We start from the raw sequence: 24,981 nt of genomic DNA, 5'->3' as shown, positions 1-24,981 counted from the left end.
TCGGGCGGCTTTTCTGTGTCCGGCCTCAGCCCCGGACGCCGAGCCCCGCCACCACCAGCGCGAATCCCCACAGGGCCAGGCGGCTCCAGCGTGCCCCGGCCTGCCGCCACAGCCAGCCCTCACCGGTCTCGAGCGTCAGCGGGCGCACGAAGGCCGCCCCCAAGGCCCAGGCCCCGACGCCGACCAGCGGCCAGCGCCAGGCCAGCGGCAGGGCCTGGAGGGTCTCGGGCCGCAACAGCAGCCACACCGCCACCCCTGCCGCCAGCAGCAGTTGGGTCAGGGGGCGTTCCAGCAGGCCGGGACGCGGCCCGGCGAAGAGAGTCCTGCCACTCATGAGAGGCTCCGCTCGCGTCGTTATCCCTAAGTGAAGCCGAAACCCGGCCAGCCGGCGAGGATCGTGCAGGAAATGTGAAAGAATTATACAATTCTTGTAATTCCTGTCTGGACTGCCGGCACATCCTCATGAACCATGCGCATCCTACCCTATCTCGGCCATAGAAAAATTCTACAAGACGTTTAGAAACACTGTTCGTTATACTTCCTGTCACTGGTGCGGCGACGCCGAATGACTCGGCGTCGGCACCCTGGATGACACAGGGAGGATTCCCATGAAAACGACGCGAATCATCACCGCTGCCGCCCTCGCCACGGCCGGCATCATCGCCACCCAGTCCGCCATGGCCTACCAGGCCGGCGACCTCTATGTGCGCGGCGGCGTCGCCAAGAGCGAGGTCAAGGGTGACAATGGCCAGGCCGCCGGTGGCGACCTGGACATCTCCGACGAGCGCGGCTTCACGTACGGGCTGGGCTACCAGTTCCACGACCAGCTGGGCGTCGAGCTCAACGGCTCCCAGGACATCGAGCACGACCTCACCGTGAGCGGTATGGACGCCGGCTCGGTCGACCGTCGCCCGGTCAACCTGATGCTCAACTACTACCCGCTGGGTGGCACCAACTCCCGGGTACAGCCCTACGCCGGGGCCGGGCTGAACTATACCTACTTCAACGACGAGACCGCCTCGGGTCTCGATATCGAGGAGTCCTACGGTGCCGCCGCCCAGGTGGGCCTGGACTTCGCGGTCACCGACTATCTGCTGGTCGGTGCCTTCGCCAACTACGCCGACGTTGACGCCGACGTGGAGGTCAACGGCAACGATGCCGGCGAGGCCGAGATCGATCCGGTGACCGTGGGCGGTGGCGTGACCTTCCGCTTCTGAGCGAACGCCAGCCCTCGTCAGACAGAAGGCCCGCCGATCGGCGGGCCTTCCGTCGTGAGGGGCATGCCTAACGAGGCGTGTGGCGGGACAGCCCCAGCGCGGCCAGGGTGGCGTCATCCAGGCCGTGCACCGCCTCCATCTCGGCCAGGCGGGCATGGTAGGCCGAACTCAGGAAGGCCTCGCCGGCCAGCAGGTGCTCGAGGTATTCCCGGGCCGGCCTGAGCGCCTCGGCCGTGGTGCCCGGGGCGGCGATGTAGACCCAGGCCTCGATGGCCCCGTGCTCGGTATGGATCGGCAGGCGATGCCGGTCGTAGTCGTGAGGGTAGCCCTCGAAGGGATCCATCAGGTGGATCTGCTCAGGCGCGACCAGCTCGAAGAGCGCGCCTTCCACCCGGCCGCCGGGAGCGGGCACCACATTGGCATGGCTGATGCCCGCCACCCGGGAGGCCTTGTCGAAGCGCAGCCCGTGATCGGCCAGCATCCCGGGCAGCGCGCGACGGGTCGTGCCGATCCGCGCCTCCACCCGGGCCGGGTTCATGTTGCTGCCGTAGGCGAAATAATAGGGCATCGGCGCCTCAATTCTCGGTGACCAACTGGTCGATGCGCTCGACCACCTTGCACATCAGCACGCGCTCGCTGGTCCGGGCGCCTTCCTGGATCAGGTAGGCGTCCACCGCAGGGGCCACGTCGCAGGTCGACGGCAGCGGTGCGCGAGCCTCCACCAGCGCCTCCAGCCGGGCGATGAACACGAAACGCAGCCACTGAGGCAGCGCCATGGTGTCGATGCAGAACGGCTGGAGGCTGTCGAAGGCCTCGGGCTCGGGACGCTCCATGCGCCACATGTCGGCCGCCTTCATGGTGGATTCGAGTTCGCGCAGGGCCTGGTCGAGTTCCTCGTGTACGCTCATGGGATGTCGCTCCGGTCGGTCTGTATTCCCATTATCCCGCCTCGACGCGCCGAGGGCCAACCCCGGTTCAGGAGGGCTGGATGGCGGGCTGGGCAGCCAGGACCTTGCGCAGGAAGTCACGGGTGCGTGGATCCCGGGGCGCATTGAACAGCTGCGAGGGCGGCCCCTGCTCGACGATGCGGCCGCCCTCCATGAACACCACCCGGTCGGCCACATCCCGGGCGAAGCCCATCTCGTGGGTCACCACCAGCATGGTCTGACGCTCTCGCGCCAGCTGCTTCATCAGCGCCAGCACCTCCTCGACCCACTCCGGGTCCAGCGACGACGTCGGCTCGTCGAACAGGATCACCTCGGCCTGAGCCGCCATGGCGCGGCCGATCCCGACCCGCTGCTGCTGGCCGCCGGACAGCGAGGCCGGATAGGCATCGGCCTTGTCGGCCAGGCCGATGCGCTGAAGGATCTCCCGGGCCCGGGCATGCGCCTTGGCCTTGGGCCAGCGGTTGACCACGATCAGCCCCTCGGCGATGTTCTCCAGCGCCGTCTTGTTGGCGAACAGCGCATAGTTCTGGAACACGAAGGCCGTGCGCCGCCGGGCCGCGAGGATGTCGGCACGGGTCGCGCGGGTGACATCGACGTCCAGGTCACCGAGGATCAGGTGCCCGGCATCCGGTCGCTCGAGGAAGTTCAGGCAGCGCAGCAGGGTCGACTTGCCCGTTCCCGAGGGCCCGATCACCACGATGATCTCGCCCTGGTCGATGGCCAGATCGATGCCATCGAGGACGGTGGCGTCGCCGAAGCGCTTGACGAGATTGGCTACCTGGATCATCTGCGATACGCCTCGTTGAGCCGGGTCTCCAGCCGGCGCTGACACCAGGCCAGCAGCTCGACGATGACCCAGTAGAACACCGCCACCGTGATGAAGGCCTCGAAGTACAGGAAGCTGCCGGCCGCCTCCTTCTGGGTCGCCCCCATCAGTTCGGTCACGCCCAGCGTGAAGGCCAGGGAGGTGGCCTTGATCATGTCGATGAAGTAGTTCATCAGGGTGGGCACGGCCACCCGGGTGGCCTGGGGCAGCACGATGCGCCGCATCAGCTGGCCGTTGGTCATGCCGATCGACAGCGCCGCCTCGGTCTGGCTGCGATCCACGCCGACGATGGCGGCGCGGATCGATTCCGCCATGTAGGCGGCGAAGTGCAGGGTCAGTCCCATGATGGTGGCGGTGATGCCGTCGATCTGGGTGAGGAAGGCCAGGACCTGGGGCAACCCGTAGTAGAAGAGGAACAGCTGGACCAGCAACGGCGTGCCGCGGAAGAAGGAGATGAACAGCAGGGTCACGCCGTTCAGCCCCGGGATTCCCAGCACCCGGATCACCGCCAGGCCGCAGGCCAGTACCAGGGCCAGCGCCATCCCCGCCGCGGCCATGGCCAGCGTCAGCGGCAGATAGCGCAGCAGGATGGGCACCAGCCCCACCATGTAGTCGAAGTCGAGAACGCTCATGTCGGCCGTGGCAGCGGATCAGGGACGGGTGATGTCGTTGCCGAACCAGCGCTCGGAGATCTCGCTCAGGGTACCCTCCTCGCGCAGCGCGGTGAGGGCCGCATCGACCCGGTCACGCAGGGCCCGGTCCGCTTCGGTGTCGCGGAACGGCAGGGCGTTGCGGATCTCGGAGAACGGCTGGCCGGCAAGCGCCAGGGGTAGCGGCTTCTCCTGGATGACCTGGCTGGCGCTGACCCGGTCCATGACGAAGGCATCGACGCGACCCAGCGCGGTGTCCTGCTCGATGTTGCTCTCGTAGGTGCGGATATCGATCTCGTCGGCATAGGGCAGCTCGCGCAGCAACTGCTCGTAGTTGGAGCCCAGGTTCACCGCCACGGTCTTGCCGCGCAGGTCCTCGACCCCCGTGATGCCCTCATTGCCTTCCTTGACCACCACCTGGGCGCCGTCGTAGACGTAGGGCTGGGTGAAGACGTATTTCGCCTGGCGCTCCTCGGTGATGGTGATCTGGTTGGCGATGGTATCGATGCGACCGGACTCGAGCATGCCGAACAGGCCGGAGAAGTTGGCGGTCACGAACTCGACCTCGGCGTCCATTTCCTCGGCCACCGCCTCCATGACGTCGACCTCGAAGCCCTTGAGGGTGTCCTGCTCGACGAAGGTGAACGGGAAGTAGCCGCCGGACATGCCGACCTTGAGGGTCTCTTCCTGGGCCTGGGCGCCGCCGGCGATGGCGATGACGCCGGCGGACAGCACGGTCAGGGCAAGGGAACGTAACATGAGGGTACCTCCAGCGATAGTAAGAGTCGGATGGAATAAGTAATCGATTTCATATTCCATTTTGACACGTAAGGTAGGAAAAATCCCGGCCCACGGCCAATAGGCATCGATTATGCCTGCTATAGCCGGAGCCCGCAGGACGTTCATTCACAGATACACTGAACGTCCCTGTGGATAAGCCCTGGAAAGATACCCCATCCGCCGTCGCCACGGGCCCCGCCGGGGACTGGTCAGGAATTGACCAGTCCCCGGCGGACGCCGCCCTCCCGCGGGCTGACAGGACGCGGGTGCCGCGGTAGAGTGCACGGTCCGAGAGTGGGGAGACAGCATGCAGCCGATCGACAGCCTTCACGACTTCTTCGTTCGCACCGGTGCCGAGGTGAGGCTCTATCACCTGGGCCGGCGCGTCGAACCCTGCCCCCTCGAGGACCTGGCGGCCCTCGAGGCCGGCCAGCGGCCCTGGCCGCAACCCTGGCAGGGCAAGGCCCGCCTGGCCATGGTGTTTCGCATCGGCGAGCTCGAGGACCCGCTGATCTGGTTCCTGGCCCTGCCGCTGGACGAACAGGGCCAGCTCGACCCGGCCCCGCGGGACGCCTTCCTGCAGCGGCTGCTCGAGACCCTGGGGCGCAACGTCCGGGGCCTGGGCCGCGGGGACGGCGAACAGATCGACAATCTGATGAAGGCCAACCCCCTGGCCTTCACGCCCTCGATGCCCTTCCAGGCCCTGCTGCACGCCCGGGCGAGCCTCGACCTGGGCCGCCCGGCGAGCCAGCACCTGGAGCCGGCAGAGGCCTACCTGGAGGGGCAGCAGGCGCTGGACTGGCGCGCCCTGGGGCTGCAGGGCCTGGCCGACTTCGCGGTGCGCATGGACGCCGACCAGGCCAGCCGCCTGGCGGCACGCCTGCCGACCCTGCCCGACGAGGTCCTCACCTCGCTATGCTACTGTCTGGAACATGTGGCGATCCCCGAAGGCCTGGCCGCGGCCCTGCGCGCTCGGGGCGAGGCGGCCGCCGAAGCCGGCGATGTCGAGGCCTTCTGCGCCTGCGTGCGGGCCATCGCCGGTGCCGAGACCCGCGTGGCCGGCGCCTGGTTCGACGCCCTGCTCGACGACGCCGAGGCCTGCGGTCCCGACCTGCTGGCCGCCATGGCGGGACGCGGCTGGCGCCACCTGGAGGACGGCGAGCGGCTGCCGCGCTTCCTGACCCGGCTCGCCGAGGCGCCCCAGGCGGACTTCACCACCGTGGCCCGGGACCTGGCGCTGATCCCGCGCCTGCGCCTGCCGGTGCTGATGACGCTGCGCGAGGCCGCGCCGGATTCCTCCATCGGCCGCCGCCTGGCCGGCCTGTCCCGTTGAGTCGGCGCCACGAGGAGTGATGCCATGAAGGAACTGCCCTACCAGGCCAAGGCGGTGATCGGCCGCCGCGAGATGGTCACCCTGCCGGAACTGCACCTGACGCTGTGCGCCAAGGCCGATACCGGCGCCCGCACCTCGTCGCTGCATGCCGAGGACATCGAGTCCTACGAACAGGACGGCCACCTCTGGGTCAGCTTCACCACCCGGGGCGGCGGCCCCGGCAGCCCGGCCCACGTCCATCATATGCACCTGCATGACCGCCGCCGGGTGACCAGCTCCAACGGCCAGGCCGAGTGGCGCTACGTGATCCGCACGCTCATGCAGCTCGGCGAACTGGAGTTCCCGGTCGAGCTGACGCTGACCGACCGACGCAACATGCGCCACCCCATGCTGCTGGGACGCCGCGCCCTGCGCCGCCTGCTGGTGGCCCCGGGTGCCGGCTTCCTGCACGGCGAGCCCTGACGGCGAGCCCGGCTCCCTTTCCCTTTTCAGCCCACGCCACCGGAGACCCCGCCATGCACTTCGCGCTGCTGTCTCGCAATCGCAACCTCTATTCCACGCGTCGGCTGATCGAGGCCGCCGAGGCCCGGGGGCATACCGCACGGGTGGTCGACACCCTGCGCTGCTACATGAGCATCGCCTCGCACCATCCCTCGATGCACTACAAGGGCGAGGAGCTCGAGCACTTCGACGCGGTGATCCCGCGCATCGGCGCCTCCATCACCTTCTATGGCTGTGCGGTGCTGCGTCAGTTCGAGATGATGGGCACCTACGTGCTCAACGACAACGTCTCCATCACCCGCTCGCGGGACAAGCTGCGCTCCCTGCAGCTGCTCTCCCGCAAGGGCATCGGCCTGCCGGTGACGGGCTTCGCCCATTCCCCCGACGATATCCCCGACCTGATCACCATGGTCCGCGGGGCCCCGCTGGTGATCAAGCTGCTGGAGGGCACCCAGGGCATCGGCGTGGTGCTGGCCGAGACCAACCAGGCCGCCGAGTCGGTGATCCAGGCCTTCATGGGCATGAAGGCCAACATCATGGTCCAGGAGTACATCAAGGAAGCCAGGGGCGCCGACATCCGCTGCCTGGTGATCGGCGACAAGGTGGTGGCCTCGATGAAGCGCCAGGCCGCCGAGGGCGAGTTCCGCTCCAACCTGCATCGCGGCGGCAGCGCCAGCGTGATCCGCATCACCCCGGAGGAGCGCTCCACGGCGATCCGCGCCGCCAAGGCCATGGGACTGCGGGTCGCGGGGGTCGACCTGCTGCGTTCGAACCATGGCCCGGTGATCATGGAGGTCAACTCCTCGCCGGGCCTGCAGGGCATCGAGACGGCCACCGGCAAGGACATCGCCGGGCTGATCATCGAGCACCTGGAAAAGAACGCCGTGCCGCGTCGCAAGACGCCGCCCAAGCCTAAAGGCTAAGCAAATAATTCCCCGGCGGGGGTGGCAAAAGGCCGTCGACACCCCCACAATCTGCGTCACCGGAGGAGGTGACCGCCCATGTTTCTCGACAATCGCCAGGTGGCGATGGACAGCGTCCTCGAGGCGCTGGCCGACAGCATCGACTATTTTCAGGACAACCACGAGCGCCTGAAGCCGACCCTGCGCAAGGCCCTGACCCCCTACTTCGAGGCCAGGGACGAGTCGATGCGCGAGTTGCAGGAACTGGCCCGCAAGCACCTCGACCTCCTCCCGCGCGACGCCGATGTGGAGCGCGACGACTACATGTGGCTGTGGAGCCGCCTGAAGAGCTTCGTCGGCGACGACAGCCAGGTGCTGATCAACGAGCTGCTGGAACAGGAACGGGTGCTGATGCAGGCCCTCTCGACCCTGCTCACCCACCCGCTGCCCGAGCCCATCGAGGCGGTCATCGAGGACTGCTGGAAGAACTGTCGCTCGCTGATTCGCGAACTGTATCGGCAACAGAAGCCGCGCCAGCGGCGCTGACCCCCTCCCCCGGCACGACGTCCCGCGCCTCCTCCCCGGGCACGATGTCCAACGGTTCCCGGGGCCCCAGGAAGTGCGGCTCGCGTCCCCAGAGATAGAGATCCCCCAGGGTCGCCACCCGCGCGACCCATTCCCGTGCCCGCAACTGCAGGGTGCCGTCCGACGGACGCTCCGGGGCCGCGCAGCCGCGTGCCTCGAGCCCCAGGGCCCGGGCGATGAACAGGGCCCGCGGCAGGTGCCATGACTGGGTGATGAGCAGCGCCCGGCGCACGCCGAAGACGTCCCGGGCCCGGGACAGGGTGTCGAAGGTGCTGAAGCCGGCGTAATCCAGGGTCATGGCCGTATTCGGCACCTGGCGGCCGCGCAGGTCCCGCCACATGGTCACCGGCTCGTTGTAGTAGCGGGTGCTGTTGTCTCCCGAGAGCAGCAGGTGGGTGACCCGGCCGTCCTCGACCAGCCGCGAGGCGGCGAGCATGCGTCCCTCGAAGTGGGGATTGCGGGCGCCGCTGCGCGTCCAGTGGGAGGTGCCGAAGACGATGCCCACCCGCTCGGGCCGGCACTGGGCCAGCGTCGGGTCGATGGCACCGCGAGTCTCGGCGAGTACCCACAGGTTGGCGCCCACGAACAGCAATGTCGCCAGGAGCGTGAGGGCCCCCAGCGACATCAGCAATCCCCTGAAGCTTTTCCACGGCGTCGTGGACATCGACCTCCCCGGTCAGAACATCCCCAGTTCCAGCTTGGCCTCGTCGCTCATCATCTCACGACTCCACGGCGGGTCGAAGACGATCTCGGTGTGCACCTGGCGGATCTGGGGCGCGCCGAGGATCTTGTTGCGGGCATCCGCGGCGATGACGTCGCCCATGCCGCAGCCGGGGGCGGTCAGCGTCATGCGGATGGTGACGATACGCTCGCCGGTGATCAGCCGCTCGATGCGGCAGCCGTAGACCAGGCCCAGATCGACGATATTGACCGGGATCTCGGGATCGAAGCAGGTGCGCAGCTGATCCCAGACGAACTGCTCGATCTGCGCCTCGGAGGCGTCCTCGGCCAGCGTCGGCCGCGGCAGGGCCTCGAGGCCCAGTGCATCCAGGTTGCTGCCCTCGATGAGGTACAGCCGTCCCTCGTGGCCCACGCTGACCGAGCTGCCCTTGGCCTGCATCACGCTGACCTCACTGTCCTCGGCGAGCGTCACGGTCTTGCCGAAGGGGATGGAGATCGCCTCGACGTCGCGTTGCAGCGGCAGGAGCTGGCCCTTGTACAGGCTGGCCAACGGGTCGAAATCGCTCATGTGACTCCTTGGTTTCCCTCAGCGCAGCATGCCCACGACCCGCTCGAGGCCCTCGACGAAGATATCGACCTCCTCGGGGGTGTTGTAGGCGGCGAAGGAGGCGCGGCAGGTGGCGTCGACGCCGAACCAGGACAGCAGCGGCTGGGCACAGTGGTGGCCGGTGCGGATGGCCACGCCGAGCTGGTCGATCAGCAGGCCGATGTCCTGGGAATGGGCGCCGTCGACCACGAAGGACAGCACGCCGGCCTTGTCCGGGGCGGTGCCCAGGATGCGCAGGCCGTCGATGCCGGCCACGCCCTCGGTGGCATGGGCCAGCAGCCGGGCCTCCCAGGCGGTGATCAGCTCGAGCCCGATCTCGCCGACCCACTCCAGCGCCCGCCCCAGCGCGATGACCTCGGCGATGGCCGGCGTCCCCGCCTCGAACTTGTGGGGGATGTCGGCGAAGGTGGTGGGCGTCTCGAAGGATACCGTCTTGATCATCTCGCCGCCGCCCTGCCAGGGCGGCATGGCCTCGAGCAACTCGGCCTTGCCGTACAGCACCCCGACGCCGGTGGGCCCGTAGACCTTGTGGCCGGAGAAGGCATAGAAGTCGGCATCGATCTCGCGGACATCGAGGGTCTGGTGCGGCGCGGCCTGGGCCCCGTCGACGAGGATCAGGGCGCCATGCTCATGGGCCACACGCGCCATCTCGGCCACCGGGTTGATGGTCCCGAAGGCGTTGGACACGTGGTTGACCGCCACCAGCCTGGTGCGCTCGCCGATCAGGTCGCGATAGGCCACCTGGTCGAGCACGCCCCGCTCGTCCACCGGGATCACCTTGATCACGAGCCCCAATTCGCTCGCCAGCAGCTGCCAGGGGACGATATTGGAGTGGTGCTCGAGGCGCGATATCAGCACCTCGTCGCCGGGCCCCAGGTTGGCCCGTCCCCAGCTACCCGCCACCAGGTTGATGGCCTCGGTGGTGCCGCGGGTGAAGACGATCTCGCGGCTGTCGGCGGCGCCCAGGAAGGCGCGCACCGTCTCACGGGTGCCTTCGTAGGCCGCAGTAGCCTCGTCGGCCAGGGTGTGCAGCCCACGGTGGATGTTGGCGTTGTAGCGCCGGTAGTAGTCATCGAGGGTCTCGATCACCTGCCGCGGGGTCTGGCTGGTGGCCGCGTTGTCGAGATAGACCAGTGGCTTGCCATGGACCTCCCGATCGAGGATCGGGAAGTCCCGGCGGACCCGCACCACGTCCAGCAGCAGATCGCTGAAGTCGGCCATGGACTTATTCCTCGTTCAGGGCCGCGGCGGTCTCCACCAGCCCGGCCAGGTTGAAGCGCTCCGGCAGCTTGCCGGCCACCGTCAGTTCGACCCGCTCGGCGACGGCGTCGAGGTCGACCCGTTCCATGACCTCGCCGGCGAAGGCCAGGGTCAGCAGGCCCCGGGCGGTCTGGGCATCGATGCCGCGGGTACGCAGGGCATAGATGGCCTCCTCGTCGAGTTGGCCGGTGGTCGCGCCGTGGGCGCACTTGACGTCGTCGGCGTAGATCTCGAGCTCGGGCTTGGTGTCGATCTCGGCGCGATCGGAGAGCAGCAGGTTGGCGTTGCTCTGCTCGGCCTCGATCTTCTGGCTATCGCGCTTGACGATCACCTTGCCGTTGAACACGCCATGGGCCCGGTCGTCGAGGATGCCCTTGTAGTTCTCCCGCGAGGTGGTGTGGGGCGCGTTGTGGTTGACCAGGGTGTGGTTGTCCACGTGCTGGCGGCCCTGGCCATAGAAGAGCCCCCGGAAGGCGGCCTCCGCCCCCTGGCCGTTGAGGTCGCTGACCAGGTCGTTGCGCACCAGGCCGCCACCGAGGTTCAGGTTGAACGAGGTGTAGCGGCTATCGCGGGCCTGCTCCACCTGGATGCTGGCCACGTGGCGGTCCTGGATCGGCGCCTCCTGGAGCTTGTAGTGGGTCAGCATCGCCCCGCGCTCGAGGATGATCTCCTCCACCAGGTTGGTGAAGTTGGCGGCGCCCTCCTCGCCCACGTGGTGTTCGACGACGGTGGCCTGGCTGCGCCCTCCCGCCTCGATGAGGATACGCGGGTGGCTCATCACCGCCTGCTCCCCGGCCCGGGACAGGAACTGCAGCACGATGGGCTTGTTCACCACGGTACGCGGCGCCAGACGGACCACGGCGCCCTCCTCCATGAAGGCGGTGTTGAGGGCGGCGAAGGGCGAGAACTCGACCCCGGTCAGCCGGCCCAGCGGTCCGCCGACGGCCTCGTGGTTGTCCTCCAGCGCCTGCGAGAGCGGCATCAGCTGGACGCCGTCGGGCAGATCGCCGAGATCCGACAGGGCCGGGGCGAAGACGCCATCGACGAAGGTCAGGCGGTGGCCGTCGAGCGGCAGGGTCAGGGCCGCCGCCGCGGCCGGCGAGAAGTCGGCATCGCTGGCCAGCGCGAAGTCGTGGCGGGCGATCGCGCGAACGTCGGTGTACTTCCAGTTCTCGATGCGGCGATGCGGAAAGCCCAGGGCCTCGAAGCGAGCCGCGCCGGCCTGGCGGCGGGCGGCGATCCAGGTCGGTTCGGGGCCGCGGGTGGCATTGCGCTCGGTCAGGCGATCGAGGAAGCGCTGCACATCTTCATTCATGCGGCGGAGCCCTCCAGCAGCCAGTCGTAGCCACGGTCCTCGAGTTCGCGGGCCAGATCGGCGTCACCGCTCTTGACGATGCGCCCGTCGACCAGCACATGGACCCGGTCCGGCACGATGTAGTCGAGCAACCGCTGATAGTGGGTCACCAGCAGGATGCCGCGGTCCTCGGCGCGCAGCGAGTTGACGCCCTTGGCCACCACCTTCATGGCGTCGATGTCGAGGCCGGAGTCGATCTCGTCGAGCATCGCCAGGCGCGGCTGGAGCACCAGCATCTGCAGGATCTCGTTGCGTTTCTTCTCGCCACCGGAGAAGCCCTCGTTGACGGCGCGCTGCAGGAAGCTGGCGTCCATCTGCATGAAGGCGATCTTCTCCTTGATCAGCTTCATGAACTCCGGCGCCGGGATCTCGCCCAGCCCCTCGGCCTCGCGCTTGGCGTTGAGGGCCGCCTTGAGCAGGTAGATGTTCTTCACCCCGGGGATCTCCACGGGGTACTGGAAGCCGAGCAACAGGCCGGCCCGGGCCCGCTCCTCGATCTCCATCTCGAGCACGTCGCGGCCCTCGTAGGTGATCGTGCCCTGGGTGACCTCATAGCCGTCCTTGCCGGCGATGACCGCCGAGAGGGTCGACTTGCCGGCCCCGTTGGGGCCCATGATGGCGTGGACTTCGCCGGCACCGATGGTCAGGTTGAGGCCCTTGAGGATCTCGGAACCCTCGACCGTGACGTGCAGATCCTTGACTTCGAGCATGTTGACTACCCTTGATTCGTAATGAGCCGCCGGCGCGACTCCTTGAATGTTTTGACCTTTTCGCGAATCCGGAGAAACGCGCGAGCGGCACCTGAACCAGGCGGAAGCAGGTGAGAGAAGCGGAGTTTACGACCGTAAATGAGCATTCTCGATCCTGCTTCCAACGCCGTACAGGCGTCGCGCAGCCGTTTCCTCAACCAACAGCGCCTTCGAGGGTGACGTTAAGCAGCGCCTCGGCCTCCACGGCGAATTCCATCGGCAACTCCTTGAAGACGTCCTTGCAGAAGCCGTTGACGATCATGTTCACCGCATCCTCCTCGGCGATGCCGCGGCTCTGGCAGTAGAACAGCTGGTCCTCGCCGATCTTGGAGGTGGTCGCCTCGTGCTCCACCGTGGCGGTGCTGTTGCCGATCTCCTGGTAGGGGAAGGTGTGGGCCCCGCAGGTGTCGCCGATCAGCAGCGAGTCGCACTGGGTGTAGTTGCGCGCGCCCTTGGCCCGCGGGCCCACCTTGACCAGGCCGCGATAGGACTGGTCGGAGCGACCCGCGGAGATGCCCTTGGAGACGATGGTGGAGCGGGTGCCCTCGCCGATATGGATCATCTTGGTGCCGGTATCGGCCTGCTGGCGACCATTGGTCACCGCCACGGAGTAGAACTCGCCGATGCTGTCGCGGCCGCGCAGCACGCAGGACGGGTACTTCCAGGTGATGGCCGAGCCGGTCTCCACCTGGGTCCAGCTGATGTGGGAGCGGTCCCCGCGGCAGTCGCCGCGCTTGGTGACGAAGTTGTAGATGCCGCCCTTGCCGTCCTCGTCACCCGGGTACCAGTTCTGCACCGTGGAGTACTTGATCGAGGCGTCTTCCAGGGCCACCAGCTCGACCACCGCCGCGTGCAGCTGGTTCTCGTCGCGCTGGGGGGCCGTGCAGCCCTCCAGGTAGGAGACCTGAGCCCGGCTCTCGCAGACGATCAGGGTCCGCTCGAACTGCCCGGTGTTGGCGGCATTGATGCGGAAGTAGGTGGACAGCTCCATGGGGCAGGTCACGCCCTCCGGCACGAACACGAAGGAGCCGTCGGTGAAGACCGCCGAGTTGAGCGCCGCGAAGTAGTTGTCGCCCTGGGGCACCACGCTGCCCAGGTACTGCTTGACCAGCTCCGGGTAGTCGCGGATCGCCTCGGAGATGGAACAGAAGATCACCCCGGCCTCGTGGAGCTTCTCCTTGAAGGTGGTGGTCACCGACACCGAGTCGAAGACCGCGTCCACCGCCACGCCGGCCAGCGCTGCCCGCTCGTGCAGCGGGATGCCCAGCTTCTCGTAGGTCTCGAGCAGCTTGGGATCGACCTCGTCGAGGCTCTGGGGACGGTCCTCGGGGCGCTTGGGCGCGCTGTAGTAGGAGATCGCCTGGTAGTCGATCGGCGGATAGTCGAGGTGCGCCCAGGAGGGCGGCGTCATCTTCAGCCACTGGTGATAGGCCTTGAGACGCCACTCCAGCATCCACTCCGGCTCGCCCTTCTTGTTGGAGATGAAGGCGATGGTGTTCTCGTCCAGACCCGGCGGTACCGTATCGCTCTCGATGTCCGTCACGAAGCCTTCCTTGTATTCGCGACGGACAAGCTGTTCCATTTCCTGACTTGCCATGATGTGTCCCCTCCCGGGCGGTTGGGTCGGCGAGCGGGGCTCGCCTCGGGTGGTGATTCCGATGGTGATCAGGCCTCGACGGCCAGGCTCACGCTCTGTATGGGCAGCTGCACCGGCAGCTTGATCGGGGTGGTATCGGCCAGGTGGGCCAGGGTCACGCTGTCGAGCAGGGTACGCACCGCCAGCGAGACGCGCTGCCAGTTGTCGGACACCCCACAGGTCGCGACCAGCTCACAGTCGCCCTCGGCCTGGCTGCACTCGGTCATCGCCACGGGCCCCTCGATGGCCGAGATGATGTCGCTGGCGGTGATCCGTGAAGCCGGCCGGGCCAGGGAGTAGCCCCCCTGAGCACCACGGCGCGACTCCAGCAGGCCCGCCTTGACCAGCATCTTCAGGGTCTTGCTGACCGTGGGATGCGGCAGCTGCACCGCCTCGGCGAGCTCTGCCGCGGCATGCGGCTGCTCGGGATGGCGGGCGATCTGCGCCATCACCACGGCCGCGTAGTCGGTCAGTCGGGACAACTTGAGCAATGCCTGACTCCCCGGGGACAGCCCCCTCAAGATCGATTGCGGACCATTTTAGTCCTGTATGATTTCGATGTGAAGCCTTCTGGCCCTTTCCCGCCCGGTCCCCGGGGGTTCGCGACACGTTCAGCGCCGATGCCATCAATAACGCTAATCGTTCTCATCCATCACCCTGTTCGGGATCATGATCCCGGTGCTCTCGCTGATGGACAGGGTATCGGCTACCTGCCGGCGGTAATCGCGGTGCTGCTCTACTCACTGCTGCCGATCGTCCGCAACACCTACCCCGCCATCCACAACGTCGATCCCGCCCTGCGCGAGGCGGCCCGCGACATCGTCAGCGACGACTCCTCCAACGAGCCGAACTGGCTGCCGAGCGTACGCTGCTACGCCATGACCTACGGTCCCCGGTGATCATGGCCAACCGCTACGGCTCCGAGGGCGACAGCCATTTCTGGGGCGGCTCGCGAATCCGCGATGCCGTTACCCCCCTGGTGCGCGAGCTGATGGCCGGCTACCGCTGAGCGACGACGCCTGCCCATGCGGCAGGCGTGGCTTTTCGCCCAGGAGCCTCTCTCCCTTTGCTGGAAAAATGCTAGAATCACTGGCACCCAATGGACGCCAAAATAAAGAAGATTCTCGCATGAACACCGACGCAAAAAGCATTCTCGTCATGGGGGTTTCCGGATCGGGAAAGTCTCATATAGGACGCCAGGTTGCCGCGACCATCGACGCCACCTTCATCGACGGGGATGACCATCACAGCGCCGCCAGCATCGCCAAGATGGCCCGGGGCGAACCCCTCACCGACGACGACCGTGCCGCCTGGCTACAGACCCTGGCCGACCTCTACCGGCGCTACCGCACCGAGGGCAAGTCGCTGGTCATCGGTTGCTCGGCCCTCAAGCGCCGCTACCGGGACCGCCTTCGCCAGGGCGCTCCCGACCTGAAGATCCTCTATCTTCACGGCAGCCGCGAGCTGCTGCTGACGCGGCTCGATGCCCGGGACGATCACTTCTTCGCCGGCGCGCACATGCTCGACAGCCAGCTCGCGACCCTCGAGGTCCCCGACGAGACGGAGGCCTTTCGCTGCAACATCCGCTCGACACCCCGGGACATCGTCGATGCCTTCACGACACGACTCCGCTCCACCTGAGCCGATTGACCGGCCATGAAAAGACAGAAAGCGGCGCCAAGGCGCCGCTTTCTTTATGGCTACTTCATGGCCATTTTGACCATGGCCTATCGTGAAAAATTCCTCCCGCCATCACGATGGATTCACCGCCGAATAGCGATCATGGAGCCTCCTTGATCCTGTCAGCATTCCCTCGGCATCGTGCGATGCTCGCGGGCTCGCCGTCCAGGGGAATGGCCGCGCTCCCGGCAGGGCCACGCCCCGGCCGCAGCCGGCGCGAGATCACACCAGCCACATGGCCAGGTTGGGCCAGAACAGCAGCGCGAACAGCACGCAGAGCTGCAGGGCGATGAACGGCAGCAGCGAGACGAAGATGTCCTTGAGGCTGACCTCGGGCGGCGCCACGCCCTTGAGGTAGAAGGCCGCCGGGCCGAAGGGTGGCGACAGGAAGGACACCTGCATGTTCACGGCGAACAGGATGCCGAACCAGATCGGGCTGTAGCCCAGCTGCTCGACGATCGGCACGAAGATCGGCAGGGTCAGCATGGCCACGCCGATCCAGTCGAGGAACATGCCCAGCACCAGCAGGATCGCCATCATCACCAGGATGATCATGATCGGCGCCACGTCCAGGCCCATGATCATGCCCGAGATGAAGCGGTTGCCGCCCATCAGGTTGTAGACCCCGACCAGCGCCGCGGCGCCGATGCCGATCCAGATGATCATGCCGCAGGTGATCAGCGTCTGGCCCAGGCTCTCGTGCATGGTCTTCAGCGAGAACTCGCCGCGGGCGACCACCGCCAGCAGCACGCCGAACACGCCCATGGCCGCCGCCTCGGTCACCGAGGCCACGCCGCCGTAGATCGAGCCCAGCACCAGCACCGCGATCAGCCCCGGGACGACGATCGCCTTGAGGGCCTGCCAACGGTTGGCGAAGCCTTCCTCGCGGTCGGCATCGCTCATCGGCGGGCCCATGGCGGGATTCTTCAGGCAGCGCACCAGCACGTAGCCGATGTAGGAGAGCATCAGGATCACCGCCGGGGTGATCGCCGCGGTGAACAGGTCGGCGATCGACTCCGAGGCGATCAGGCCGTAGATGATCAGCACGATGGACGGCGGCATCATGGTGCCCAGCGCCCCGCCGGCGCAGACCACGCCGATGGACAGGTGCTTGTCGTAGCCCAGGCGCAGCATCTGCGGCAGGGCCAGGATGCCGAGCAGCACGATCTCGCCGCCGATGATCCCCGACAGCGCGGCCAGGAAGAAGGCCACCACGATGGTCTGCACCGCCACGCCACCGGGCAGGCGGCCGGCGAACACGCGCATGGCGTTGAACAGGTCCTTGGCGATCCCCGAGCGGTCGAGCAGCGAGGCCATCAGCACGAACATCGGCACTGCCACCAGCGAGTACTCGGTGACGAAGCCGTAGACCCGGCTGGTGACCAGCGGCAGGGCATCGGGGCCGAACCAGCCGAAGGTGAAGGCGAGCGCCACCAGGCCGGTGATGAAGGCCAGCGGCAGGCCGGTGACCAGCAGCGCGAAGATCAGGCCTACCAGCAGGAGGGTTCCGTTGGCGATATCCATCAGGCGGTGCCCTCCATGTCATCGGGGTCGGGGGCCGGCTTGCCGCGCAGCGACTGCCCCAGGTGCAGCAGCGCCTGCACGCACATGATCGCCAGGGCCAGCAGGATCATGCCCTTCACCAGGGCCGGGATGGGCGGGTTCCAGGCGGTGCCGGAGCGCTCCAGCTGCCACTCGCCCAGCGGATTGTGAGAGGCGTTCCAGAACATCACCGTGGCCGCGTAGGTCATGCCCAGGCAGAACAGGAAGGTCACCAGGTCATTGAAGCGGTCGAGCCACAGCTTGGCCTTGGGCCCGACGCTGTCGTAGAGCACCCGCACCCGGATATGCCGATTGCAGGCCAGGGCCGCGGGGCCGCCGAGGGCGAAGCTCACCCCCACCAGCATGACCACGCTTTCATGCACCCAGGAGGTCGGCGAGCCGAAGGCGTAGCGCATGACGACCTCGAAGACACTGATGACCATGGCGACGAACACCAGCCAGGCCGCCAGGCGGCCACAGGCCATGACGCCGCGATCGAAGACGTTGCGCACCGGGTCGACAGGGACAACCTCGTCAGAGGCCGAGCCGCCCTCCGGGCGACGAGACTCTCGAGTCATGAGACTTCCTCAACGAAAGGGGCGGGCCATCCGCGCGGATGGCCCGGGACGTGACAGCCGGCCGGCGGCGTCCGCCGGCCGGAAGGCTTACAGCAGGTTGTGGTTTTCCAGGTAGGCCACCACCGACTCGTAGAACTCGCCGGTGATCTCGTTCTTCTCGGCCCAGGTCGCCCACTCTTCCTTGGCGATGTTGCGGAACTTGGTGCGCTCCTCCGCCGGCAGGTCGATGATCTCGATGTCCGGGTTCTGGCGCGCCTCACGCACGGCTTCCAGGTCGCGGGTCTTGAGCTCGGCGACCATCTCGTAGGCCAGGTCGTCCACGGAGGTCTCGAGGATCGCCTTGAGGTCCGCCGGCAGGCTGTCCCAGATCTCCTTGTTCAGCGACACCGAAACCATCGGCAGGGAGTGGAAGCCGGGATACAGCGGATAGGGCGCGAACTCGTGCAGACCCTGGGACTGGTTGGTGGCGAACACCGTATAGTCGGCGGCGTCGATCACCCCCTTCTCCAGGCCGGTGTAGACCTCGGAGCCCGGCAGGTTGACCGGGGTGGCGCCGGCGGCCTCGAAGATGTTGTAGACCATGCCTTCCGGGGCGCGCAACTTGAGGCCCTGCATGTCCTCGACCGAACGGATCGGCTTGGTGGACGGCAGCGACTCCAGGCCGGTGGCGGCGGCGCCGATCAGGTGCAGGCCATAGGGCTCGACCAGCTTGTTGTAGAGCTCCTCGCCCCCGGCGTTGTTCATGTAGTCGAGGAAGTCGTAGGGGTCGCTCCAGGCGCCGACCAGGTTGCCGATCATGCCGAAGGCCGGATCGCGCCCGGTGAAGTAGCTGGGATCGGTCATGTGGCCCTGCAGGATGCCGGACTCGACGGCCTGCAGGGTCTGGTTGGCCTGGACCACGGCGCCCACCGGCAGGATCTCGATGGCAATGCGGCCGTCGGACATCTGCTCGACGTTGTCCGCCCAGGCCTTCTTCATCTCGAACTGCGGCTCCCCCGCGGTCTCGGAGGTCTGGAAGGTCCACTCGTACTCGGCGGCCTGGGCATTGAAGGCCATGGCGCCGAGGACGGCGACGGTCAGGGTCTTGAGAGGCGTGTTGAACATCATGAGGCTTCCTTTTCGCTTCTTGTTGGGACTTCGAGGGTGGCAAGAGAGGGCATCAGGCCTTCCAGGCCCAGATCCCGGCCGGTACGTTCCAGCACCGTGAGTGCCGCCGCGGCGGCCTGCTCCGGCTGACGCAGGCGAATCGCCTCCATCACCCGGCGATGGCGTTCCATGCTGTCGTTGAGCTCGTCGGCACTGTGGTTGGAGCGCTCCACCAGCAGCGCGATGGCGGGCTTGAGCACATGGCTGATCTGTGCCCAGACCAGGTTGTGCGACGCCGCGAAGATGGCCTCGTGGAAGGCCACGTCGTGCTCGTCGTGGGACAGGCCCTGCCAGCGCAGGTCATCCTGCTCCAGGGCCCGGATCATGCCGTCGTAGGCCGACTCGATGGCCAGCAGATCCGCCGCGGTGGCGTGCTCGGCCGCCAGGCGGGCGACGAAGGGCTCCACGGCGACCCGGAAGGCGAAGATCTCCCGCTGGATCCGCGGATTGGGCTGGGCGAAGCGCGCCATCCAGGCACTGACCCGCGGATCGAGCAGGTGCCACTCCTGCAAGGGGCGAACCCGCGTGCCCTGCCCCGAGATCCGGGTCAGCAGCCCCGCCGCCACCAGGGTCTGCAGGGCGCTGCGTACCGTGCTGCGGCTGACGCCGAAGCGCTCGCAGAGATCCAGTTCCTTGGGCACGAACTCACCCGGTGCGTATTCCCCGCTGAAGATGGCCTCGGCGAGGAAGTCGGCAATATCGGGTCGCGTCGAGCGACGGGAACTGTCGGGAGCTTGGGACATGGGGTGCCTTTCGTGGATCGCGGCCCTTGTCGGACCCTATGCTTTCTATGTCGGACATAGGGTCGAACAAATTCGGACTTAGTGCCTTTAGACTTTGGTCCCCCTCTCGCGCCTTTCGCTAGACGGCCATGGCCTGCTCCGCCCCGGCATCGAGGCGATGCATCGCCCGGAGAGAGCGGCGGGTTCGGAATCCACCAGGCACTCGCGCCAGGGTCGCAGGGGCCGGCGACACGTCCGCCCCGCTGCCCGAGGAGGGACAGGACAACCGTCCTGACCCTCCGACTGGGCTATGATCTTCTTGAGAGCATGAGAAATCTCATGACACTCGGTGCTGGTCTCAGCATAGAAAAGGAGTCGGCTCGTGGCAGGGACAACGCGGCAGGACGGCCGCCTGGTGCTGGATGCCAAGTGTCTCAAGCAGTTGCGCAAGCGCCTGGGGTTGAGCCAGGAAGCCCTTGCCCAGCGTTGTTTCGAGCAGCGGCTGTGCGTGTCCATCGCCTCGATCAAGCGTGCCGAGAGCGGCAAGCCGGTGCTTTACCGCACCGCCCGGCACCTCGCGACCGTCCACGGCACCGAGGTCGAACGACTCGCCGCCTGCACGGTCGCTTCCCCAACGACACCCTCCAGCGACGTGGCGACGTTGCCGGACGACGACGAGAGCCGTACGGTCATCCGCCTGAGCGTCTGGGCGGAGGCGTTTCCCGACGGGGTCGCGACGACGATCGCCAACCTCATCGACCAGTTCGGGGGCACCCCCCAGCCCGGGGATGGCAGGTGCCTGGAGGCCAGCTTCGGGTTGCCGCGCGCCTACCGCAGTGACGCCCTGCGCTGCCTGCAATGCGCCATCGCCGTGGCCCAGCGGGTCGCCGCCGCCGGGATCCGAAGGGGACGCCTGTGCTGCGACACTCGACAGTGGCCGGCGTCCCGGGCGTCCGCAACCGACGGCGATGCCCTGCCCCCCGCGACCGACACCGAGCTGCCGTCGATCTGGGTCGAGCGGGGGCTGGCGGTGCAGCTTGGCGAGCGCTTCGCCTTCAGCGATGCGGCCTCGCGAGACTGGTGGCGCTTCCTCTATCCCCGGGACGCTCAGCAGGTCAGTCACTTCGATCTGATCGGCCGCCACCTCGAAATCAGCCAACTCAAGGCGGTACTCGAGACCACGCGGGACTACCAGGTGGGGCACGTGCTCTACGTACGCGGCGTGGCGGGCATCGGCAAGACCCGGCTGGTCGACGAATTCACCGACATGGCGCAGCAGCTGGACGCCGACCGGCACGGAGCCGCCGTGCTCGACTTCGGCAGCCGCAGCAACGAGGGCCCCCTCGCCCAACTGGTGCGCTCGCTGCTCGCACTGCCCGATGCCCCCGATGCCGCGGAACGCCAGCTCCAGGAACAGCTGCGCCGGCTGCGGCTGGCCGGCGATCACGCCATGCTCTTTCGCCCCCTGCTGGGACTATCGCAGCCCACGGCGGACGAGCGGCTCTTCGCGGCCATGACCCACGAAACACGCCTGTCGCGGCAGGGCGAGGCGTTACGTAAGCTGATCCGCCGCCGCTCCATCGAGCGGCTCCAGGTCCTGGTGATCGAGGATCTGCACTGGGCCGACGATACGCTCTTCGCCCTCCTCGCCACGCTGCTGCAGGAGGTCCGCGACGCCCCGGTGATCTGGATGCTGACGTCACGCCTCGAGCAGGATCCCCTGGACACCCGACTACGGCCACGCCTGGCCGACCTGCCCCTGACCCTGATCGACCTCGCCCCCTTGCGCCAGCCCGAGACCGAAGCGCTGGCCGCATGTGTCAGCAACGCCGATCCCGCCTTCGTCGCGCAGTGCGTGACGCGAGCCCAGGGCAATCCGCTGTTCCTGACCCAGCTGCTGCTGTTCCGCAAGGGGGGCGACCTGCCCGCCAGCCTCAAGCACCTGGTGCAGACCAAACTCGACCAGTTGGCCACGGTGGACCGCCAGGCGCTGCGGGCGGCCGCCACCATCGGCCAGCGGTTCGGCCTCGAGGAGCTGCAGGCGCTGCTGCCGTCGCGGGACTATCGTCCCAGCCTGCCACAGCGCCACTACCTGGTGCGCGAACTGCCCGACGGCAGCTACCTGTTCGTGCATGACCTGATCATGCAGGGCATCTACGAGGCCATCCCCAGGGAGCAGCGCGACCGGATGCACCTGCGCCTGGCCCAGCACTACGCCGGCCGCGACCCCACCCTGCGGGCCCGTCACCTGCACAAGGCCCGGGCCCTGGCGGCCCCGGGGGCCTTCCTCGAGGCCATCGAGTCACAGCTTCGCCAGCACCTTCACGCCCCGGCGCTGGGGCTGGTGCAACAATGTCAGGCCATCGACTATGCACCGCGCGACGACTATCGCCTGGCGATGCTGCAGGCCCGGATCAGCAGCGCCATGGGGCTCACCCAGGAGGCCCACACCCATTTCGTGCGTGCCCAGGAGCTGGCCGCCGACGACGACGCCTGGGTCGATGCCAGCATCGGCCTGGCGCGGACCCTCAACCTGCTGGACGAACTGGATGCCGAGGCGCACCTGCTCGACCGGGTACTGGCGGTGGCCGAGCCCCGCGAGGCCCATGCCGCCCTCGCCGACATCCATTACCTCAGGGGCAACATCCATTTTCCGCGTGGCGACTTCGCTGGCTGCCGGGCCTGCCAGGAGCTCGCGCTGGCCGAGGCACGAACCTGCGGCCTGGCGACGACCGAGATACAGGCCCTCAGCGGCCTGGGAGACACCCATTACGCCCAGGGGCATATGCTCAGCGCACACCGGGTGTTCGAGCGCTGCGTGCGTCTCTGCCGCGAACATGGTCACGCCGACCTGGAAGCCTCGAACCTGTTCATGCTGGGCACGGCACGCATCTACACCAACGCGACCCAGGCCGCCCTGGAGGACACCCTGGCGGCCACCGAGCTGGGCGAGCGGGTCGGCAATCGCCGCGCCGAGATCGTCGCCCGCCTGACGGCGAGCTGGATCCTGCTGTCACAAGGCAACCCGCAGCCGGCATTGGCGCATGTCGAGACCGGCCTGGCCCTGGCCAGGGGCATGGGAGCGGGGCGCTTCGAGGCCTTCCTGCTCGAGAGCGAGGCTCGACTCAGGCTCGTCGGCGGGGAGCCTGAGCTGGCGCGCAACCTGATTCGCACCGCCTGGCGGATGGTCGAACGCCATCGCCTGGAACACTTCATCGGCCCCTGGGTACTGGGCACCCTGGCACTGCTCGAGGAAGACGGCGAGGCACGACGCGGCGCCCTCGACAAGGGGATGGCGCTGCTCGAGCGTGGCTGTGTCGGACACAACGCCTACCGCTTCCTGGTCGCCGCGGCCGAGACCTGCCTGCTGCATGGCGAGGCCGCGGCCGCTCGACGCTATGCCGGACAACTGCGCGCCTTCGTCGCCGACGAGCCCTGTGCCTGGGCAGGGCATCATATCGAGCTGATCGAGCGCCATGCCGCCTGGCTGGACGACGGCTCGGAGGCCGCCCATTGCCGCCTGCTCGAGCACTGGCGACGAGGCGTCGACCAGGGACTGACCCTGGTGATGCCGCGCCTGGCGCTGCGCGACTACCCGGGCGCGAGCCCCGGCTGACCGCGGCGTCTCATTCGCTCCCCAGCAGCCAGCCGACCAGCCGCCCGGACTGTTCCAGGCACTGCTCCTGCAGGCCGGCGCCACGCGTCCACCCCCCCGCGAACAGCAGCGGACAGGACGCCTGCCCCCTCCGCCAGGCCTTTGCCGTCTCGGCGTTGTAGGCGTCGATGTCACGCTGCGCCTGGAGGCAGGCGGCATCGAGCACATTGTGCTTGAAATAGGTCCAGGCCTTGCGCTGCAGCGCCTCGTCGGGCGTCGGCAACTCGTGCTTGTAGCCCGAGTCGTGGAGGCCCTCCGCCATCTGCGTGCGGGTCGCGTCGGGCAGCCGCACCTGCATCGCCTCGGGGATGCATTCGGGATCCAGCACCTTGTCGAGCATCTCCTGGCGCGGGATACGGTTGAGGTCGTCGACCAGCGACACGAAGTACTGGGGCAGCCCGGCCTCGTCATAGTCCGGATTGGCGGGATCGTTCTGGTGGAGATTGGTCAGGTAGTCGATGCGGTAGGGAAAGCGCGTGTCGCCGGGATCGCGGATCTCGATGTTGTAGGTGCGCCAGACGTTCTTGTTGGGCGGCAGGCGATCGGAGGCGGTGTGGCAGACGGCATAGCTGCGCGTGTAGCGCACCGACCCGAGGATGGCGTCGAGCCGCTCGCGGGTCGGCGCCAGCCGGTCGCTGAGCGACACCAGGCGACGCGCATCGTCGGCGTGGGTGGCGACGATGGCCAGGTCGAAGGCCTCCGACCAGCCATGATCGTCATGCACCACCGCCCGCTCGGGCTCGAGGCGTACGCCGACCTCGGCATGGCGGCGGATGGTGACTCGCGGCCCCGACCTCTCCGGCGCCACCAAGTACGCCGCCAGGGCATCGAGCCAGCGTTGGGCCCCATAGTCGAAATAGCGCCGCCGGGGCTCCCCGCCCCCCTCCTGTACCCGGTAGTACTCGAAGGGCGCGGCCAGCGGCATCTCGCCCGGGCCCCGATCGTCGGTGAAATACATCGCCGCGATCCGCGGATAGTAGATCAGCGTGCGGACCGAGGCGACCCGGCGCGGCAGATCGGGATCCTGCCAGTCGATGTCGATGTCCAGCTCATGGGCCGCCGTCTGGAGCATCTCGCGTGGGCGGGCTTCGCAGTCGTCGAAATAGGCGGCGACGGTATAGGCGGGCGTGATGCTGTCGAGCAGATCCAGGGCCGCACGATGCACGACGCGGATCAGGGGAGCCAGGCGGCCGTGGTCGGCGGCATCCAGCGCGAAGGCCGGATCGGAGACCCCGCGGCTGAGGTAGGTGTCATCGGTCAGCGAGAGGCGTCCATCGCGGGTGAAATAGCTCTCGGTGTCCTGCAATGGCTTGAGGTGGTCGAGGTAGTCGATCTCGCCCATGATCGCCTCGAGCCGCTTGTAGGTCGCCAGGTTGACGTCATTGACCCCCAGGTCCGCCCAGCGCAGGTAGCGCCGGTCTTCCCCCGATGCGAATCGCCGGGTCCCCAGGTCGACGACCACGGTCTCGGCATTGCCCCCCAGTGACGCCTTGCGCTCGAACAGCGTGATATCCAGTGCCGCTCCCGGTTCCGAGGCCTGCGCGACCTGGCGCTGCAGGTAATAGGCCAGCGACAGCCCCGAGACGCCGCCACCGATGATGGCGAGTTTCACGATCGCATTGCTCATGGT

At 67.5% G+C, this 24,981-nt stretch carries 25 protein-coding genes and 1 pseudogene; 8 read left to right on the top strand and 18 right to left on the bottom strand.

Annotated features, from left to right (window positions below; translation table 11 throughout):
* Positions 1 to 25: 25 nt before the first annotated feature.
* Entirely contained in the window at positions 26 to 334 is a 309-nt protein-coding gene (locus tag OCT48_RS05110) for a hypothetical protein (RefSeq protein WP_263591643.1), read from the bottom strand.
* Between the two features lie 274 nt (positions 335 to 608).
* Here OCT48_RS05110 and OCT48_RS05105 point away from each other — a divergent pair, with 274 nt between their 5' ends.
* Complete coding sequence (locus OCT48_RS05105; RefSeq protein ID WP_263591642.1) at positions 609 to 1,217, top strand: OmpW/AlkL family protein; 609 nt, start codon at positions 609 to 611, stop codon at positions 1,215 to 1,217.
* A gap of 67 nt (positions 1,218 to 1,284) precedes the next feature.
* On the opposite strand, the gene OCT48_RS05100 is transcribed toward OCT48_RS05105, so the two are convergent.
* The 5 genes from OCT48_RS05100 to OCT48_RS05080 form a co-directional block, all read right to left on the bottom strand.
* Positions 1,285 to 1,785 (bottom strand): gamma-glutamylcyclotransferase family protein, encoded by a 501-nt coding sequence (locus OCT48_RS05100; protein ID WP_263591641.1) that lies wholly within the window; start codon positions 1,783 to 1,785, stop codon positions 1,285 to 1,287.
* Positions 1,786 to 1,792: 7 nt separating this feature from the next.
* On the bottom strand, positions 1,793 to 2,125 hold the full coding sequence (locus OCT48_RS05095) for a YqcC family protein (RefSeq protein ID WP_263591640.1): 333 nt from the start codon (positions 2,123 to 2,125) through the stop codon (positions 1,793 to 1,795).
* A 67-nt stretch (positions 2,126 to 2,192) separates the two neighbouring features.
* Entirely contained in the window at positions 2,193 to 2,951 is a 759-nt protein-coding gene (locus OCT48_RS05090; RefSeq protein ID WP_263591639.1) for an amino acid ABC transporter ATP-binding protein, read from the bottom strand.
* Positions 2,948 to 3,622, bottom strand: coding sequence for an amino acid ABC transporter permease (locus OCT48_RS05085; protein WP_183385115.1), 675 nt, complete (start codon positions 3,620 to 3,622; stop codon positions 2,948 to 2,950). The genes OCT48_RS05090 and OCT48_RS05085 overlap by 4 nt, the downstream gene beginning before the upstream one ends.
* An 18-nt stretch (positions 3,623 to 3,640) precedes the next feature.
* Positions 3,641 to 4,399 carry an amino acid ABC transporter substrate-binding protein gene (locus OCT48_RS05080; protein WP_263591638.1) on the bottom strand — a complete coding sequence of 253 codons (759 nt, stop codon included), beginning with the start codon at positions 4,397 to 4,399 and terminating at the stop codon, positions 3,641 to 3,643.
* A gap of 328 nt (positions 4,400 to 4,727) precedes the next feature.
* Here OCT48_RS05080 and OCT48_RS05075 point away from each other — a divergent pair, with 328 nt between their 5' ends.
* From OCT48_RS05075 to OCT48_RS05060, 4 genes are all read left to right on the top strand, one after another.
* Positions 4,728 to 5,753: a DUF3549 family protein gene (locus tag OCT48_RS05075; protein WP_263591637.1), complete on the top strand. Its 1,026-nt coding sequence runs from the start codon at positions 4,728 to 4,730 to the stop codon at positions 5,751 to 5,753.
* Positions 5,754 to 5,777: 24 nt separating this feature from the next.
* Positions 5,778 to 6,215 (top strand): ATP-dependent zinc protease, encoded by a 438-nt coding sequence (locus OCT48_RS05070; protein ID WP_183385118.1) that lies wholly within the window; start codon positions 5,778 to 5,780, stop codon positions 6,213 to 6,215.
* A gap of 53 nt (positions 6,216 to 6,268) precedes the next feature.
* Complete coding sequence (gene rimK / locus OCT48_RS05065) at positions 6,269 to 7,177, top strand: 30S ribosomal protein S6--L-glutamate ligase (RefSeq protein WP_263591636.1); 909 nt, start codon at positions 6,269 to 6,271, stop codon at positions 7,175 to 7,177.
* A gap of 78 nt (positions 7,178 to 7,255) precedes the next feature.
* Entirely contained in the window at positions 7,256 to 7,702 is a 447-nt protein-coding gene (locus OCT48_RS05060; protein WP_263591635.1) for a hypothetical protein, read from the top strand.
* Here the strand turns inward: OCT48_RS05060 and OCT48_RS05055 are convergent.
* The 7 genes from OCT48_RS05055 to OCT48_RS05025 all read right to left on the bottom strand — a co-directional run bounded on the left by OCT48_RS05055 (position 7,623) and on the right by OCT48_RS05025 (position 14,519).
* A complete protein-coding gene (locus tag OCT48_RS05055) occupies positions 7,623 to 8,405 on the bottom strand; it encodes a vancomycin high temperature exclusion protein (RefSeq protein WP_263591634.1) in 783 nt (260 codons plus the stop codon). The genes OCT48_RS05060 and OCT48_RS05055 overlap by 80 nt on opposite strands.
* Positions 8,406 to 8,417: 12 nt before the next feature.
* Entirely contained in the window at positions 8,418 to 8,990 is a 573-nt protein-coding gene (sufT, locus tag OCT48_RS05050) for a putative Fe-S cluster assembly protein SufT (protein WP_263591633.1), read from the bottom strand.
* Between the two features lie 18 nt (positions 8,991 to 9,008).
* A complete protein-coding gene (locus OCT48_RS05045) occupies positions 9,009 to 10,250 on the bottom strand; it encodes a cysteine desulfurase (RefSeq protein ID WP_318152567.1) in 1,242 nt (413 codons plus the stop codon).
* Between the two features lie 4 nt (positions 10,251 to 10,254).
* Positions 10,255 to 11,604: a Fe-S cluster assembly protein SufD gene (gene sufD, locus OCT48_RS05040; RefSeq protein WP_263591632.1), complete on the bottom strand. Its 1,350-nt coding sequence runs from the start codon at positions 11,602 to 11,604 to the stop codon at positions 10,255 to 10,257.
* The gene (sufC, locus tag OCT48_RS05035; RefSeq protein ID WP_263591631.1) at positions 11,601 to 12,353 is read right to left on the bottom strand and encodes a Fe-S cluster assembly ATPase SufC; all 753 of its coding nucleotides are present in this window, start codon (positions 12,351 to 12,353) and stop codon (positions 11,601 to 11,603) included. The genes sufD and sufC overlap by 4 nt, the downstream gene beginning before the upstream one ends.
* A 193-nt stretch (positions 12,354 to 12,546) precedes the next feature.
* Positions 12,547 to 13,989: a Fe-S cluster assembly protein SufB gene (sufB, locus tag OCT48_RS05030; RefSeq protein ID WP_263591630.1), complete on the bottom strand. Its 1,443-nt coding sequence runs from the start codon at positions 13,987 to 13,989 to the stop codon at positions 12,547 to 12,549.
* 68 nt (positions 13,990 to 14,057) lie between these two features.
* The gene (locus tag OCT48_RS05025) at positions 14,058 to 14,519 is read right to left on the bottom strand and encodes an SUF system Fe-S cluster assembly regulator (protein WP_263591629.1); all 462 of its coding nucleotides are present in this window, start codon (positions 14,517 to 14,519) and stop codon (positions 14,058 to 14,060) included.
* Positions 14,520 to 14,676: 157 nt separating this feature from the next.
* Between OCT48_RS05025 and OCT48_RS05020 the strand changes: the two are divergent.
* Positions 14,677 to 14,849, top strand: a pseudogene (locus OCT48_RS05020) (choline ABC transporter permease); the annotation flags it as partial.
* Positions 14,850 to 15,156: 307 nt separating this feature from the next.
* A complete protein-coding gene (locus OCT48_RS05015) occupies positions 15,157 to 15,669 on the top strand; it encodes a gluconokinase (RefSeq protein ID WP_263591628.1) in 513 nt (170 codons plus the stop codon).
* 261 nt (positions 15,670 to 15,930) lie between these two features.
* Here the strand turns inward: OCT48_RS05015 and OCT48_RS05010 are convergent, their stop codons facing one another.
* From OCT48_RS05010 to OCT48_RS04995, 4 genes are all read right to left on the bottom strand, one after another.
* Positions 15,931 to 17,232 (bottom strand): TRAP transporter large permease, encoded by a 1,302-nt coding sequence (locus OCT48_RS05010; protein ID WP_263591627.1) that lies wholly within the window; start codon positions 17,230 to 17,232, stop codon positions 15,931 to 15,933.
* On the bottom strand, positions 17,232 to 17,828 hold the full coding sequence (locus OCT48_RS05005; protein ID WP_263591626.1) for a TRAP transporter small permease subunit: 597 nt from the start codon (positions 17,826 to 17,828) through the stop codon (positions 17,232 to 17,234). The genes OCT48_RS05010 and OCT48_RS05005 overlap by 1 nt, the downstream gene beginning before the upstream one ends.
* An 87-nt stretch (positions 17,829 to 17,915) precedes the next feature.
* Positions 17,916 to 18,935 carry a TRAP transporter substrate-binding protein gene (locus OCT48_RS05000; RefSeq protein ID WP_263591625.1) on the bottom strand — a complete coding sequence of 340 codons (1,020 nt, stop codon included), beginning with the start codon at positions 18,933 to 18,935 and terminating at the stop codon, positions 17,916 to 17,918.
* Positions 18,932 to 19,717 carry a FadR/GntR family transcriptional regulator gene (locus OCT48_RS04995; protein WP_263591624.1) on the bottom strand — a complete coding sequence of 262 codons (786 nt, stop codon included), beginning with the start codon at positions 19,715 to 19,717 and terminating at the stop codon, positions 18,932 to 18,934. Before OCT48_RS04995 ends, OCT48_RS05000 begins: the two co-directional genes overlap by 4 nt.
* Before the next feature lie 361 nt (positions 19,718 to 20,078).
* On the opposite strand from OCT48_RS04995, the gene OCT48_RS04990 reads away from it, so the two are divergent.
* The gene (locus OCT48_RS04990; RefSeq protein WP_263591623.1) at positions 20,079 to 23,312 is read left to right on the top strand and encodes an ATP-binding protein; all 3,234 of its coding nucleotides are present in this window, start codon (positions 20,079 to 20,081) and stop codon (positions 23,310 to 23,312) included.
* A gap of 10 nt (positions 23,313 to 23,322) precedes the next feature.
* On the opposite strand, the gene OCT48_RS04985 is transcribed toward OCT48_RS04990, so the two are convergent.
* The gene (locus OCT48_RS04985) at positions 23,323 to 24,978 is read right to left on the bottom strand and encodes an FAD-dependent oxidoreductase (RefSeq protein ID WP_263591622.1); all 1,656 of its coding nucleotides are present in this window, start codon (positions 24,976 to 24,978) and stop codon (positions 23,323 to 23,325) included.
* Positions 24,979 to 24,981: the final 3 nt, after the last annotated feature.

The organism is Halomonas sp. M4R1S46 (assembly GCF_025725685.1).
Classification (GTDB): Bacteria; Pseudomonadota; Gammaproteobacteria; order Pseudomonadales; family Halomonadaceae; genus Halomonas.
This window is presented reverse-complemented; position numbering and strand designations above follow the sequence as displayed.

Coding starts and splice junctions, on each gene's coding strand:
- OCT48_RS05110 (WP_263591643.1), bottom strand. CDS start 334: ATGAGTGGCAGGACTCTCTTCGCCGGGCCGCGTCCCGGCCTGCTGGAA.
- OCT48_RS05105 (WP_263591642.1), top strand. CDS start 609: ATGAAAACGACGCGAATCATCACCGCTGCCGCCCTCGCCACGGCCGGC.
- OCT48_RS05100 (WP_263591641.1), bottom strand. CDS start 1,785: ATGCCCTATTATTTCGCCTACGGCAGCAACATGAACCCGGCCCGGGTG.
- OCT48_RS05095 (WP_263591640.1), bottom strand. CDS start 2,125: ATGAGCGTACACGAGGAACTCGACCAGGCCCTGCGCGAACTCGAATCC.
- OCT48_RS05090 (WP_263591639.1), bottom strand. CDS start 2,951: ATGATCCAGGTAGCCAATCTCGTCAAGCGCTTCGGCGACGCCACCGTC.
- OCT48_RS05085 (WP_183385115.1), bottom strand. CDS start 3,622: ATGAGCGTTCTCGACTTCGACTACATGGTGGGGCTGGTGCCCATCCTG.
- OCT48_RS05080 (WP_263591638.1), bottom strand. CDS start 4,399: ATGTTACGTTCCCTTGCCCTGACCGTGCTGTCCGCCGGCGTCATCGCC.
- OCT48_RS05075 (WP_263591637.1), top strand. CDS start 4,728: ATGCAGCCGATCGACAGCCTTCACGACTTCTTCGTTCGCACCGGTGCC.
- OCT48_RS05070 (WP_183385118.1), top strand. CDS start 5,778: ATGAAGGAACTGCCCTACCAGGCCAAGGCGGTGATCGGCCGCCGCGAG.
- rimK (WP_263591636.1), top strand. CDS start 6,269: ATGCACTTCGCGCTGCTGTCTCGCAATCGCAACCTCTATTCCACGCGT.
- OCT48_RS05060 (WP_263591635.1), top strand. CDS start 7,256: ATGTTTCTCGACAATCGCCAGGTGGCGATGGACAGCGTCCTCGAGGCG.
- OCT48_RS05055 (WP_263591634.1), bottom strand. CDS start 8,405: ATGTCCACGACGCCGTGGAAAAGCTTCAGGGGATTGCTGATGTCGCTG.
- sufT (WP_263591633.1), bottom strand. CDS start 8,990: ATGAGCGATTTCGACCCGTTGGCCAGCCTGTACAAGGGCCAGCTCCTG.
- OCT48_RS05045 (WP_318152567.1), bottom strand. CDS start 10,250: ATGGCCGACTTCAGCGATCTGCTGCTGGACGTGGTGCGGGTCCGCCGG.
- sufD (WP_263591632.1), bottom strand. CDS start 11,604: ATGAATGAAGATGTGCAGCGCTTCCTCGATCGCCTGACCGAGCGCAAT.
- sufC (WP_263591631.1), bottom strand. CDS start 12,353: ATGCTCGAAGTCAAGGATCTGCACGTCACGGTCGAGGGTTCCGAGATC.
- sufB (WP_263591630.1), bottom strand. CDS start 13,989: ATGGCAAGTCAGGAAATGGAACAGCTTGTCCGTCGCGAATACAAGGAA.
- OCT48_RS05015 (WP_263591628.1), top strand. CDS start 15,157: ATGAACACCGACGCAAAAAGCATTCTCGTCATGGGGGTTTCCGGATCG.
- OCT48_RS05010 (WP_263591627.1), bottom strand. CDS start 17,232: ATGGATATCGCCAACGGAACCCTCCTGCTGGTAGGCCTGATCTTCGCG.
- OCT48_RS05005 (WP_263591626.1), bottom strand. CDS start 17,828: ATGACTCGAGAGTCTCGTCGCCCGGAGGGCGGCTCGGCCTCTGACGAG.
- OCT48_RS05000 (WP_263591625.1), bottom strand. CDS start 18,935: ATGATGTTCAACACGCCTCTCAAGACCCTGACCGTCGCCGTCCTCGGC.
- OCT48_RS04995 (WP_263591624.1), bottom strand. CDS start 19,717: ATGTCCCAAGCTCCCGACAGTTCCCGTCGCTCGACGCGACCCGATATT.
- OCT48_RS04985 (WP_263591622.1), bottom strand. CDS start 24,978: ATGAGCAATGCGATCGTGAAACTCGCCATCATCGGTGGCGGCGTCTCG.